Origin of the sequence: Mesorhizobium sp. Primo-A (assembly GCF_003997175.1) — a bacterium.
Taxonomy (GTDB): domain Bacteria; phylum Pseudomonadota; class Alphaproteobacteria; order Rhizobiales; family Rhizobiaceae; genus Mesorhizobium; species Mesorhizobium ciceri.
The window spans coordinates 95,429-108,029 of sequence record NZ_RZTG01000004.1 but is presented as its reverse complement, the minus strand read 5'-3'; the positions used below and the strand labels follow the sequence as shown (position 1 = coordinate 108,029).

General features: G+C 64.8%; 11 protein-coding genes. 5 read left to right on the top strand and 6 right to left on the bottom strand.

What is annotated here, in order from left to right:
- The 5 genes from EOC83_RS08660 to EOC83_RS08640 all read right to left on the bottom strand — a co-directional run bounded on the left by EOC83_RS08660 (position 1) and on the right by EOC83_RS08640 (position 4,711).
- Positions 1-468 (bottom strand): DUF4304 domain-containing protein, encoded by a 468-nt coding sequence (locus tag EOC83_RS08660; protein ID WP_013528571.1) that lies wholly within the window; start codon positions 466-468, stop codon positions 1-3.
- Positions 465-1,304 carry a carbohydrate ABC transporter permease gene (locus EOC83_RS08655; RefSeq protein WP_013528572.1) on the bottom strand — a complete coding sequence of 280 codons (840 nt, stop codon included), beginning with the start codon at positions 1,302-1,304 and terminating at the stop codon, positions 465-467. The genes EOC83_RS08660 and EOC83_RS08655 overlap by 4 nt, the downstream gene beginning before the upstream one ends.
- An 11-nt stretch (positions 1,305-1,315) precedes the next feature.
- A complete protein-coding gene (locus EOC83_RS08650; protein ID WP_013528573.1) occupies positions 1,316-2,245 on the bottom strand; it encodes a sugar ABC transporter permease in 930 nt (309 codons plus the stop codon).
- 244 nt (positions 2,246-2,489) lie between these two features.
- Positions 2,490-3,749, bottom strand: a complete 1,260-nt coding sequence (locus EOC83_RS08645; protein WP_013528574.1) for an ABC transporter substrate-binding protein — start codon at positions 3,747-3,749, stop codon at positions 2,490-2,492.
- 2 nt (positions 3,750-3,751) lie between these two features.
- A complete protein-coding gene (locus tag EOC83_RS08640) occupies positions 3,752-4,711 on the bottom strand; it encodes an N-acetylmuramic acid 6-phosphate etherase (protein ID WP_027161162.1) in 960 nt (319 codons plus the stop codon).
- A 199-nt stretch (positions 4,712-4,910) separates the two neighbouring features.
- Between EOC83_RS08640 and EOC83_RS08635 the strand changes: the two genes are divergently transcribed.
- The 5 genes from EOC83_RS08635 to EOC83_RS08615 are packed head-to-tail and all read left to right on the top strand — an operon-like array spanning position 4,911 to position 10,889.
- On the top strand, positions 4,911-5,792 hold the full coding sequence (locus EOC83_RS08635) for an N-acetylglucosamine kinase (protein WP_063169683.1): 882 nt from the start codon (positions 4,911-4,913) through the stop codon (positions 5,790-5,792).
- On the top strand, positions 5,789-6,571 hold the full coding sequence (locus EOC83_RS08630) for a GntR family transcriptional regulator (protein ID WP_063169682.1): 783 nt from the start codon (positions 5,789-5,791) through the stop codon (positions 6,569-6,571). The genes EOC83_RS08635 and EOC83_RS08630 overlap by 4 nt, the downstream gene beginning before the upstream one ends.
- 17 nt (positions 6,572-6,588) lie before the next feature.
- Complete coding sequence (locus EOC83_RS08625) at positions 6,589-7,623, top strand: SIS domain-containing protein (RefSeq protein WP_063170416.1); 1,035 nt, start codon at positions 6,589-6,591, stop codon at positions 7,621-7,623.
- The gene (gene nagA / locus EOC83_RS08620) at positions 7,620-8,798 is read left to right on the top strand and encodes an N-acetylglucosamine-6-phosphate deacetylase (RefSeq protein WP_063169681.1); all 1,179 of its coding nucleotides are present in this window, start codon (positions 7,620-7,622) and stop codon (positions 8,796-8,798) included. The genes EOC83_RS08625 and nagA overlap by 4 nt, the downstream gene beginning before the upstream one ends.
- A 51-nt stretch (positions 8,799-8,849) precedes the next feature.
- Positions 8,850-10,889 (top strand): ABC transporter ATP-binding protein/permease, encoded by a 2,040-nt coding sequence (locus EOC83_RS08615; RefSeq protein WP_063169680.1) that lies wholly within the window; start codon positions 8,850-8,852, stop codon positions 10,887-10,889.
- Positions 10,890-10,916: 27 nt separating this feature from the next.
- Here the strand turns inward: EOC83_RS08615 and EOC83_RS08610 are convergent, their stop codons facing one another.
- A complete protein-coding gene (locus tag EOC83_RS08610; RefSeq protein ID WP_063169679.1) occupies positions 10,917-12,431 on the bottom strand; it encodes a malonyl-CoA synthase in 1,515 nt (504 codons plus the stop codon).
- Positions 12,432-12,601: the final 170 nt, after the last annotated feature.

The window sequence follows — 12,601 nt, the reverse complement described above, 5'->3', positions numbered from 1 at the left end:
TCAATTCGCCTTTTCTTGACTGCGGGCTGCGAGAGCCACCATCACCTGTGGCTCACATTCATCTGCGACCCGCAGGGCTGCTTCTTCGCTGTCACACCGGGACAAAAGTCGAAAGCCATAGGCATCAACTCCGTCCTTGATCAGTGAAAGCCTCTGATCATCAGGCAAGGGATGCTCAAGGTTGAGCGCCTGCTCGAACGCTTTCGACTGCTCGTCTTCCATCTGGGAATTGACGCGCCAACGAATGTGACAATTGTATTCCTTCGGCCGGCGCTCCGGCCCAAGCCGTGCAAACCAGACAGCAGCGTTGATATAGAATTGCGGACCCCAGGAAGACTTCTGAAGGTTCAGCACACAGATCGTCTCCGGCCACTCTCGGTAGAAATTTTTGGCGCGAACGCCCCGGAATCCATAGTGGCTCGCTGTCTCGACGAGGGCCTGTACGATAGCTTCTTCCCCGCCGCTCACTTCACCGCTCCGGAAGTAATGCCGCGGATCAACTGCCGCGAGAAGATGACGTAGAGGATCAGCACCGGCATGATCGCCAGCGACAGCGCCGCCAGGATAGCGTTCCAGTTGGTGACGAACTGGCCGAGGAAGAGCTGCGCGCCGAGCGTCACCGTCTTGGTTTCTTCCGACGGCGCCAGGATCAGCGGGAACCACAGGTCATTCCAGATCGGGATCATGGTGAAGACGGCGACGGTTGCCATCGAGGGCCTGACCAGCGGCAGCACCAGGCGGAAGAAGATGGTGTATTCCGACAGGCCGTCGATGCGGCCGGCATTCTTCAGATCGTCGGACACCTGCTTCATGAACTCCGACAGGATGAACACGGCAAGCGGCAGGCCTTGCGCGGTGTAGACCAGGATCAGCGCCGTCAGCGTGTTGACCAGCCCGCTCGCCACCATCAATTGCAGGATGGCGACGGTGCCCAGCCGGATCGGGATCATGATGCCGAGCGCCAGATAGAGGCCCATCAGCGAGTTGCCGCGGAAGCGGTATTCCGACAGCGCGAACGCCGCCATGGCGCCGAACAGGAGCACGAGGAACAGGGAGGCGACGGTGACGACGAGGCTGTTCTGGAAATAGTGGATGAAGTCGCCCTGGCCGATGACGGTGGTGTAGCCGATCAGGTCGAAGGTTTTGGGCGTCGGCGGCGTCAGCGGCGCGCCGAAGATGCCGGCGCGGGACTTGAACGAGTTCATGATCACCAGGATCACCGGAAACAGCGCGATCACCGTGTAGGTCAACAGGATCGCATGGGCGCCGATGGTGCGGGGTACGGAACGGGTGGCGGTGCTCATCTCTCGGCCCCTCAGAACTGGTAGCGACGCAGGCGCGTCTGGACGAGAAAGAGATAGACGCAGACGCCGCCGAGGATGATCAGGAACATCATCGTGGCGATCGCCGCGCCCATATTGGGGTCGCCGACCTGCAGCTGGAAGCCGAAGAAGGCGCGGTAGAGGAAAGTGCCGAGAATATCGGTCGAATAGTTCGGCCCGGCGAGCGCGCCTTGCGCGGTGTAGATCAGGTCGAAGGCGTTGAAATTGCCGACGAAGGTGAGGATCGAGATGATGCCGATCGACGGCAGGATCAGCGGCAGCTTGATCTTCCAGAACTGCGCCAGGCCGGTGATGCCATCGCATTCGGCGGCCTCGATCACCTCTTCGGGGATCGACAGCAGGGCGGCGTAGATCAGCATCATCGGGATGCCGACGAACTGCCACACCGAAATCAGGCTGAGTGCGGTGAGCGCATATTGTTCCTTGCCGAGCCATGGCGTGAACAGGCTTTTCAGGCCGACGAGATCCATCAGATGCGGCGCTACGCCCCACAACGGGGACAGGATCAGCTTCCAGGCGAAACCGACGATGACGAAGGACAGGATGGTCGGCACGAAGATCGCCGTGCGGTAGAAGGCCGCGAACCTCAGTCTCGGGCTGGACAGAAGCGCGGCCAGCATGACGCCGATCGGGTTCTGCACCAGCATGTGGATGATAAAGAACCAGGTGTTGTTCCTCAGCGCGTTCCAGAAACCCACCGACCAGTTGGGATCGCCGAACAGCATGCGGAAGTTTTCCAGCCCGACGAAGACCTGGTGCTGCTCGATGTTGCGGAACAGCGAGAGCTGCAGCGTGCCGGCGAGCGGCAGGATCATGATTGCCGTGTAGACAAGCACCGCCGGCGCCAGGAAGACGCCTATATGCCAGCGGAACGGTCTTTTCGGTCTGATATCTGCGGCCATGAGTTCGGTCCCCGCCGTCTCTCGGTTCCAAAGGGTATCGATCTAGATGATGCCTCGATGCACGGCCCGACCATTCCTGCCGATGCGGCAGGAACAAAGGCCTGCGACTGATCAGCTAGCCTTCCCCGAAGAGAGGGTAAGGCCGGGAGGCGGTGCCGACAATCGCAATCTGAATAGGCGCACTTTGAATGAGGTAGTCCGGAACCGGCCAGGCGTGCGCCGGCCGGTTCCATTACCTGAGCTCTTACTTGGCCGGATGGTACCAGCTGTCGAGGCCGGTCTGCAGCTTCTTGGCCGCCGCTTCCGGCGTATCGGTGCCGTTGATGACGTTGGCCGATTCAACCCAGGTCTCGTTCTCGAGGTTCGGCGTGCCGCGCGACAGGATCTGGTAGGTCGAGCGGATCGTCGACTTGCACTTGCCGCGCCAGGAGACGAATTCCTGCGCCAGCGGGTCTTCCATCTTCACCGGCGAGGAGTTCAGGCTGAAGAAGCCCGGCAGTGCGTTGGCGTAGATGGTGGCGAAATCCGGCGAGGCGACCCAGGACAGGAAGGTCTTGGCCGCATCGGCGTTCTTCGAAGCCGCATTCAGGCCCATGCCGATATCGGTATGGTCGGAGATGTAGCAGGTGTCGCCGGCCTTCTCGACCGGCGGCGGGAAGGCGCCCATCTTGAACTGCGCCTGGGTGTTGAACAGGCCGATCTCCCACGAGCCGGCCGGGTAGATGGCGGCGCGGCCGAGCGTGAACAGGTTCTGGCTGTCCGGATAGGTCTGCGCCTCGAAGCCATCGCCGAGATAAGGCTTCCACTTGGCCAGTTCCTCATACGGCGCGACCCAGTCCTTGTCGGTCAGCTTCTGATCGCCCTTGATCAGCGCCGCGCGGCCGTCCTCGCCCTTCCAGTAGTTGGGGCCGATGTTCTGGTAGCCCATGGTCGCGGCTTCCCAGAGATCCTTGGTGCCCATCGCCATCGGGATGTAGGTGCCGTCGGCCTTGATCTTGTCGAGCGCGGCGAAGAACTCGTCGCGGGTCTCCGGCACCTTGATGCCGAGCTTGTCAAAGGCGTCCTTGTTGTAGATGAAGCCGTGGATGACCGAAGCCATCGGCACGCAGAAGCTCGCCTTGCCGTCGTCGGTCTGCCAGGCGGACTTGGCCACCGGCGAAAAGTTCTCCATGCCGGGCAGCGCCGAGAGATCGGCAAGGTTGCCCTTCTTGAACAGCTCAAGCGACTTGTCGAACGGGCGGCAGGTGATCAGGTCGCCCGCCGAGCCGGCGGCGAGCTTGGCGCCGAGCGCGGCGTCATATTCGGTCGGAGCCGACGGTGCGAACACGACCTTGATGCCCGGGTTCTTGGCTTCGAAAGCCGGGATCAGCTTGTCCTTCCAGATGGCAAGGTCGTCGCCGCGCCAGCTTTCGATGTTGAGCGTTACGTCGTCGGCGTGAGCCAACCCGGCCGAGCCGAGAATGCTGGTGCCCAAAAGCAGTGCCGTCAGTAGTTTCGTTGTCATGCTCAGTCTCCCTGTTGACCTTTTTCAGGTTCGGTTTTGATGAGAACAGAGGCTTTTGAGCCCTTGCTCCCCTCTATAGCGGAAAGGGCCGGCCGCAACTTCTGGCCGGCCTCTTCCAGTATCTTCTGCGCCGCGTCAGTGCTGTCGGCGCCGGCGGCGAGCAGAATGGCGGTCTTGACCGCGCCGCCGCTCTTTTCGAGCAGGCGGGCCGCTTCGTCCGTGCCGCGGCCGCTGACGGCGGCGACGATACGCGCCGCGCGGTCGCGCAGCTTGATGTTGTCGGCCATGAGATTGACCATGTAGCCGTCATGCACATGGCCGAGATGGATGGCGGTCAGCGTCGACAGCATGTTGAGCGCGATCTTCTGGGCAGTGCCGGCGCCCATGCGCGTGGAGCCGGCGATCAGTTCCGGCGGCGTTTCGAGCAGGATGGCGGTTTGTGCCTGGCGCAGCAGCGCAGAGTCCCTGTTGTTGGCGATGCCGATGGTGGCAGCGCCGCGGCGGGCAGCCTCCTCGATGGCCCGCACGGCATAGGGCGTCGTGCCGCTGGCGGAAATGGCGATCAGGCAGTCGCCCTTGCCGAGGCCGGCCTCGGCGACCGCTGCCGCGGCTTCCTCGGTATCGTCTTCCGGCCCGCCGGCCAGCGTGCGGAAAGCGTCGTCGCCGCCGGCGATCAGGATGGCGATGCGGTCGCGGTGAATGCCGAAGGTGCCCGGCAGCTCCAGCGCATCGGCCAGTGCCATCAGGCCTGAGCTGCCGGCCGCGGCGTAGGCAAGCTTGCCCCCGCTCTTCAGCCTGCCGGCGATGATCTCGGCGGCCCTGGCGATGGATGGAATGGCATGGCGCACCACCTTGGCGGCTTCGATCTGCGCATCGGCCAAATAGGAAAGGATGGCGTCCGGAGGCTGGATATCCAGCCCCTCGGCATTTTTGTGAAGCGCTTCGGTGCGCGTTTCGGCCATCCCGGTTCCTCCAATACCAGAACAATACCAAAAAAATACCACTTGTCCACACGCATTAACGAATTCGCGGGCCGGAAATCGCTGAGCCGCCGAAATAGGCAGATTCTTCAATAAAATACGGCTTAAACTTTTTGAAACGGAAATTAATCCTTGGCTATTGGTATTTTATTGGTATTATCCGCCCGGAGGAGAAATCAACGTGAATTTCGTGCTCGGAATCGATGGCGGCGGCACCAGCTGCAGGGCCGCCCTGGCAACGGCGGACGGCACGGTGATCGGCCGCGCCAAAAGCGGCGCCGCCAACATCCGCACCGACCTGACCGGCGCCCGCTCGAACATCGTCGAGGCCGCCAGGCAGGCGTTCCTCGTCGCCGGGCAGGATCCGGAACTGATCCCGCGAACGCCCGCAATTCTCGGCCTTGCCGGCGCCAATGTCGGCACCTACCGGCAGCAGCTCGAGGCGATCCTGCCATTCAGCATCAGCCGCGTCGAGACCGACGCCGAAATCGCGCTGGAAGGCGCTGTCGGCGCCGGTGACGGCGCCATGGCGATCCTCGGCACCGGCACCGCCTATATGGCGCGCAGACAAGGCAAATCGCGCGCCATCGGCGGCTGGGGCTTCCAGGTTGGCGACCAGGGCAGCGGCGCCCGTATCGGCCGCGACCTGCTCGAACAGACACTGCTTGCCTATGACGGCGTCCGCGCGGGCTCGCCGCTGACGCAGAGCATGCTGGCCGTCTTCCGCAACAACCCGGAGGATGTCGTCGAATTCACCACCAATGCCAAGCCCGGCGATTTCGGCGGCTTCGCACCCAAGGTGTTCGAACACGCCGAGAAGGGCGACAGCGTCGCCAACTGGATCCTCGACAGGGTGGTTGCCGATGTCGAAGCCTCGCTCGGCGCGCTCGATCTCGCCGACGACGCGCCGCTGTGCCTCCTCGGCGGGCTGGCGCCGCTCTACGCGCCGCGCCTGTCTGCCCGCTACCGGGCGCTGCTGAAGCCGCCGCTCGACGACGCGCTGGGCGGCGCGGTGCAGATGGCGGTTCGCCTTTTCGCCGGACACGCGAAGGCAACTCGATGAGCGAGGCCGCCGACCAGATCTTCGCCACGCTGAAACATCAGGCGCAAAGCGGCGCGCCGCTTTATCTGCAGCTGCGCAAGAGCATCGAGGACGCGGTCAACCGCGGCCTGATCGGGCCGGGCGACGCGCTGCCCTCCGAGCGCGACATCGCCACCAAGGCCGATATTTCGCGGGTCACCGTGCGCAAGGCGGTGCAGGACCTGGTCAAGGGCGGCATCCTGGTGCAGCGCCACGGCTCCGGCACCTTCGTGGCGCCGCGCATGGAGCGTGTCGAACAGTCGCTGTCGCGGCTGACCTCGTTTACCGAGGACATGGCGCGGCGCGGCATGGTGGTGCGTTCGGCATGGCTCGACCGCGGCCTTTACGCACCTTCGCCCGACGAAATGATGGTGCTCGGCCTGTCGTCGAACGAACTGGTGGCGCGCGTGGCGCGCCTGCGCATTGCCAACGACACGCCGCTGGCGATCGAGCGGGCCTCGCTGTCGGCCAGCGTGTTGCCCGACCCGGCCGACATAGGCTCCTCGCTCTATGCCGCGCTGGAATTGACCGGCAATCGGCCGGTGCGGGCGGTGCAGCGCATTTCCGCCGCCAATCTCGGCGACAGCGACGCGCGCCTGCTCGAGGTGCCGCCAGGCATTGCCGGCCTGCACATCGAACGCATTTCCTATCTGGCGAGCGGCAAGGTGATCGAATTCACCCGCTCTATCTACCGGGGCGACGCCTATGATTTCGTCGCCGAACTGCGGCTGACAGGGCCGAGCGAAGAGGGCCGACCATGAGCACGACAGAGCCGACCATGTCGACAGAGATGACCCATATGCGGCGCGAGATCGAGGAGGTCCCGCAGGCCGTCGCCCGCCTGCTCGACGGCTCCGGCGCCGTGCTGACCGAAGCCGGGCGCGGCATCCGTGAACGCGACCCGCAGTTCGTCGTCACCGTGGCGCGCGGCTCGTCCGACCATGCCGCCACCTTCATGAAATACGCCGTCGAGCTGACCGCGGGCCTGGCCGTCGCATCGGTCGGGCCGTCGATCGCCTCGATCTATGGCCGCAAGCTCAGGCTCGCCGGCTCGGCCTGTCTGGCGATCTCGCAGTCGGGCAAGAGCCCCGACATCGTCGCCATGGCCGAAACCGCGCGGGCGGGAGGCGCGCTGACCGTCGCCATCACCAACACCGCCGATTCGCCGCTGGCGCGTGCCTCGGACTATGCGATCGACATCCTGGCCGGCCCCGAGCGCAGCGTCGCGGCGACCAAGACCTTCATCAATTCGGCCGTCGCCGGCCTCGCTCTGATGGCGCATGCCACCGGCGACGATGCGCTGCTGGCGGCGCTTGCCCGCCTGCCGGAGCATTTCGGCAAGGCGATCGCCTGCGACTGGATGAGCGTGATCTCTGAGACGATCGAGAAGCAGAAGTCGTTGTTCATCCTCGGCCGCGGACCGTCGGCGGCGATGGCCAATGAGGCTGCGCTGAAATTCAAGGAGACCTGCGGCATGCATGCGGAAGCCTACAGCGCCGCCGAGGTCATGCACGGCCCGCTGGCGCTGGTCGGCCCTGATTTTCCGGTGCTGGCGCTGGCCGCGCGCGACGCGTCCGAACCGTCGATTGCCGAGGCCGCCGACAGCCTGGCGGCCAAGGGCGCGCCGGTGTTCGTCACCTCGGCACTTGCCCAACGCGCCGTGCGCCTGCCGCATGTCGCCACAGGCCATCCACTGACCGATCCGCTGACGCTGATCGTCTCCTTCTACATGTTCGTCGAGGCGTTTGCCCGCCATCGCGGTCTCGACCCGGACACGCCGCGCAATCTTCGCAAGGTGACGGAGACCGTATGAGCAATCGCTTTGCCCTGACTGGCGCCCGGATTTTCGACGGCGACGATTGGCATGAAGGCCACGCGCTGGTCGTGCGCGACGGTCTCGTCGAGGCCATTTTGCCCACGGGCGCCGTCCCCTCGGACATCGCCCTCGTCGACGCCGGTGACGGCCTGCTGGTGCCGGGCTTCGTGGACCTGCAGGTCAATGGCGGCGGCGGCGTCATGCTCAACGACCATCCCGATGTCGCTTCCATCGAGACCATCTGCCGCGCCCACGCGCCCTTCGGCACGACGGCGCTGCTGCCGACGCTGATCACCGACACGCCTGCAATCACGGCCGCCGCTGTCGCCGCCGGCGAGGCGGCGGCGCGCCAGAAGGTGCCTGGCTTTCTCGGGCTGCATCTCGAAGGCCCGCATTTGTCGGTCGCCCGCAAGGGCGCGCATGATCCGGCGCTGATCCGGCCGATGACGGATGCCGACCAGGCGATGCTGATCGCGGCGCGGCAAAAGCTGCCGGTGCTGCTGACCACCATCGCGCCCGAATCCGTCGAGCCGGCTCGCGTCGCGGCGCTGACTAAGGCCGGCGTCATCGTCAGCCTTGGCCATTCCGACACCGGCTACGCCACCGCCAGCGCCTTTGCCGCGGCGGGCGCCTCGATGGTTACCCACCTGTTCAATGCGATGAGCCAGATCGGCAATCGCGAGCCTGGCCTGGCGGGCGCCGCCATCGACATCGGCGCCTTGTCGGCCGGTCTCATCGCCGACGGCATCCATGTCGATCCGGCCACCATCAAGATCGCACTGCGCGCCAAGCAGGGGCCGGCCAGGATCGTTCTGGTCACCGACGCCATGGCGACAATCGGCACCGACATGACGTCGTTCACGCTCAACGGCCGTACCGTCTATCGCAGGCATGGCAGCCTGCGGCTCGGCGACGGAACGCTGGCGGGCGCCGATCTCGACATGATCTCGGCCATTCGTTTCACCCACCGCGTCATCGGGGTCGAGCTTTCCGAGGCCTTGCGCATGGCTTCGCTCTATCCGGCGCAAGCAATCGGCCAGTCGCACCGGCTTGGCCGATTCGCCAACGGCACGGCTGCGGATATTGTCGCGCTGTCGGACGATCTCGACCCGAAGGGCGTCTGGATCGGCGGCGAAAAGGTTTTTGGAGCCGGCTACGGCACTGCGCATTGATATCGGCTGTCGTCGTGAAACCTTTTGATTTTGAGGTCGTTGTCGGAGCGTATGTCCGAGGCGAAACCCAAATTGAAACAGGCCGACGGCATCAAACCGCGCGGTGCCTTGAAGCCGCGACAGCAAGCGCCGCGTGACCACAGGCCGCGCCAAGAGGATCTGCGCGAAAAAAAACCGCCGACTGCCGAAGCTGCCCCCGAGGTCGACGGCCAGCCGGGACCGCCACCGGAGGCTGTCGAGCCGGATCCGCAACTGACGCCCGAAGAAGCCGAGCAGGCGCGCCGGAAATACCTGCTGCGGCGTTTCTGGATCAGCGGGCGCGGCTACTGGGCCAGGCGGGGCGATGGGCTTGCCTGGCCGCTCACGATCGGGCTGTTGATCCTGATCTGCGTCAATGTCGGCTTTCAATACGGGATCAACGTCTGGAACCGCTCCTTCTTCGACGCCATCGAGCAACGCAACGTCCACACCGTTTATGTGCTTAGCGCCATATTCCTGCCGCTCGTCGCTGGAAGCGCGGGCCTTGTGGTCGCGCAGGTCTATCTGCGCATGACGATCCAGCGCCGCTGGCGTTCCTGGCTGACCACCGCCGTCATCGCACGCTGGCTTGCCAATGGCCGCTACTACCAGTTGAATCTCGTCGCCGGCGACCACTCGAACCCCGAAGCCCGCCTCACGGAGGATCTGCGGATCGCCACCGAGTCACCGGTCGATTTCATCTCCGGCGTCCTCAATGCGTTCCTGTCGGCCTCGACCTTCATCGTGGTGCTGTGGACGATCGGCGGCGCGCTCACTTTGCCGATCGGTGGCGAAAACCTGACCATTCCCGGCTTCCTCGTCATCACCGCAGTCATCTATGCCGCCATCACCTCCACGTCGATGGTGGTCATCGGCCGGCATTTCGTCCGCCTCTCCGAGCAGAAGAACCAGGCGGAAGCCGAATTCCGCTACACGCTGACGCGGGTACGCGAAAACGGCGAGAGCATCGCATTGCTCGGCGGCGAGGAGGAGGAGCGCAGCGGCATCGACAGGAATTTCGGTCATGTGCTCAGGCAATGGGCGCTGCTGACGGGCCAGCACATGCGCACGGCGCTGGTGTCGCAGGGGTCGAGCCTGTTTGCGCCGGTCGTGCCGGTCCTGCTTTGCGCGCCGAAATTCCTCGAAGGCTCGATGTCGCTCGGACAGGTGATGCAGGCTGCCTCCGCCTTCGCCATCGTGCAGGGCGCGTTCGGATGGCTGGTCGACAACTACCCGCGTCTTGCCGACTGGAACGCCTCGGCGCGACGCATCGCCTCGCTGATGATGTCGCTCGACGGGCTCGAGCGTGCGGAGCAGAGCGACGCGCTCGGACGCATCCAGCACGGCGAAACCGAAGACGGTGCGATGCTCAGCCTCGACGATCTCTCCGTCACGCTCGACGACGGCACCTCCGTGGTCAAGGAAACCGAGGTTGCGATCGAACCGGGCGAGCGTGTGCTGGTGGCTGGCGAATCCGGCTCGGGCAAGTCGACGCTGGTGCGGGCCGTTGCCGGCCTGTGGCCATGGGGCGGCGGCAGCGTCAATTTTCATGCCGACAGGCGACTGTTCATGCTGCCGCAACGCCCCTACATCCCCTCGGGCACGCTTCGCCGCGCGGTCGCCTATCCCGCGGCCGCGGACAAGTGGACGATCAAACAGATCAAGGCCGCCCTGGACAAGGTCGGCTTGGCCTATCTTGCCGAAAGGATCAAGGAAGAAGCGCCATGGGACCAGACGCTGTCGGGCGGCGAAAAGCAGCGTCTCGCTTTCGCGCGCCTGCTGCTGCACCGCCCCGATATCGTCGTGCTGGATGAAGCAACCTCGGCGCTCGACGAGAAGAGCCAGGACGCCATGATGGCGACGGTGATCCGCGAATTGCCCGATGTCACCATCATCAGCGTGGCGCACCGTGCCGAGCTGGAAGCCTTCCACAGCCGCAAGATCACCCTCGAACGGCGGGAGGGCGGCGCCAAGCTTGTCAGCGACATCAACCTCGTGCCGCGCAAGCGCAACCTGCTGAAGCGCGCCTTGTGGGGCTCCGGCAGTCGGGTCGAAAGGGCGCGCAAGGAGTAAGGCGCCGCTGCCCCGGGCACCGCGCAACTATGATGCGTATATGTCCTTGTAGGTGTCGCGCAGCAGGTTCTTCTGTACCTTGCCCATGGTGTTGCGCGGCAGTTCATCGACGAAGATCACCCGCTTCGGATGCTTGTATTTCGCCACCCGTCCGGCGATGGCACCGAGAATTTCGGCGCCGGTGATCCGCGAAGACGGCGCCCGCACGACGATGGCGGTGACGCCTTCGCCGAAATCCGGATGGGCAACGCCGATGACGGCGCTTTCGCTAACCCCGTCGAGCGCATCGATCTCGCTTTCGAGTTCCTTCGGATAGATATTGTAGCCGCCCGATATGATCAGGTCCTTGCCGCGGCCGACGATGTGGACGTAACCGTCGGCGTCGATCGTGCCGAGATCGCCGGTGATGAAAAAACCGCCGGCGCGGAATTCCGCCTTGGTCTTCTCCGGCATGCGCCAATAGCCGCCGAAGACGTTTGGGCCCTTCACCTCGATCATGCCGACCTCGCCCTGCGCAAGCGCTGCGCCACTGTCTGGATCGGCGATGCGAAGCGTGACGCCGGGCAAGGGCAAACCGACGGTCCCGGCGCGCCGCTCGCCCTCATAGGGGTTCGAGGTGTTCATGTTGGTCTCGGTCATGCCGTAGCGTTCGAGGATCGCGTGGCCGGTGCGCTCGCGCCAGGCCTTGTGCGTCTCGGCCAGCAGCGGAGCCGACCCGGAAATGAACACACGGATGTTTTTCGCCGCCTCATGGTCCAGCCCCTCATCCTGCAGCAGGCGCACGTAGAAGGTCGGCACCCCCATCAAGGCCGTGGCACGCGGCAGCAGCGAGACGATGCGGGCCGGATCGAACTTCTGCTCGAACAGCATCGAGGCGCCGGCCATCAGGACGACGTTGGTGGCGACGAACAGGCCGTGCGTGTGGAAGATCGGCAATGCGTGGATCAGCACGTCGTCTCCGGTGAAACGCCAGTGCTCGACCAGCACGCGCGCGTTCGAAGCAAGGTTCTCGTGGCTGAGCATGGCGCCTTTCGAACGACCGGTGGTTCCCGACGTGTAGAGGATTGCCGCGAGGTCATCCGGCCCGCGCGCCACGTCATGAAAATCCGTCGGCAGCCGCGAGGCCTGCTCGGTCAGCGATCCCCGGCCATCGCGGCCGAGCGTGACGGTGACGGCGCCCGTCTTTTCCGCCAGCGCGCCGATGTCGGCCGCTCTTGCCGGATCGCAGACGACCAGGCGTGGTTCCGCGTCGCCGAAGAAATACTCCAGCTCAGCCAGCGTGTAGGCGGTGTTGAGCGGCAGGAAGACGGCGCCGGCGCGCAGGCAGGCGAGATAGAGCATGACCGCTTCCGGGCTCTTCTCGACCTGCACGGCAACGCGGTCACCGGGCTCGACATCCAGTTGCAGGAGCGCATGCGCAAGCTGCGCCGAGCGGGCCAGCATATCGCCATAGGTGATCGAGCGGCCATCATCGGTTTCCATCAGCAAGCGCGCTGGCGCCGGCATCCGGGACCGGAACGCATCGAACAGATGATTGCTCATGAAGACTTCCCTGGGGTGCTGCGGCGCTGAGCATGCGCCTGTCGCGGCATGCCTCGGCGGCGAGAGTTCGCGGTTCTTGGCCGCGCCGTCAAGCCCGCCGACAGCGGTTCACGCCGGCCGCGCCGACGCAGGTTGCGTGCAAGAAACGAGCACAAGAGACCCGCCAGGAA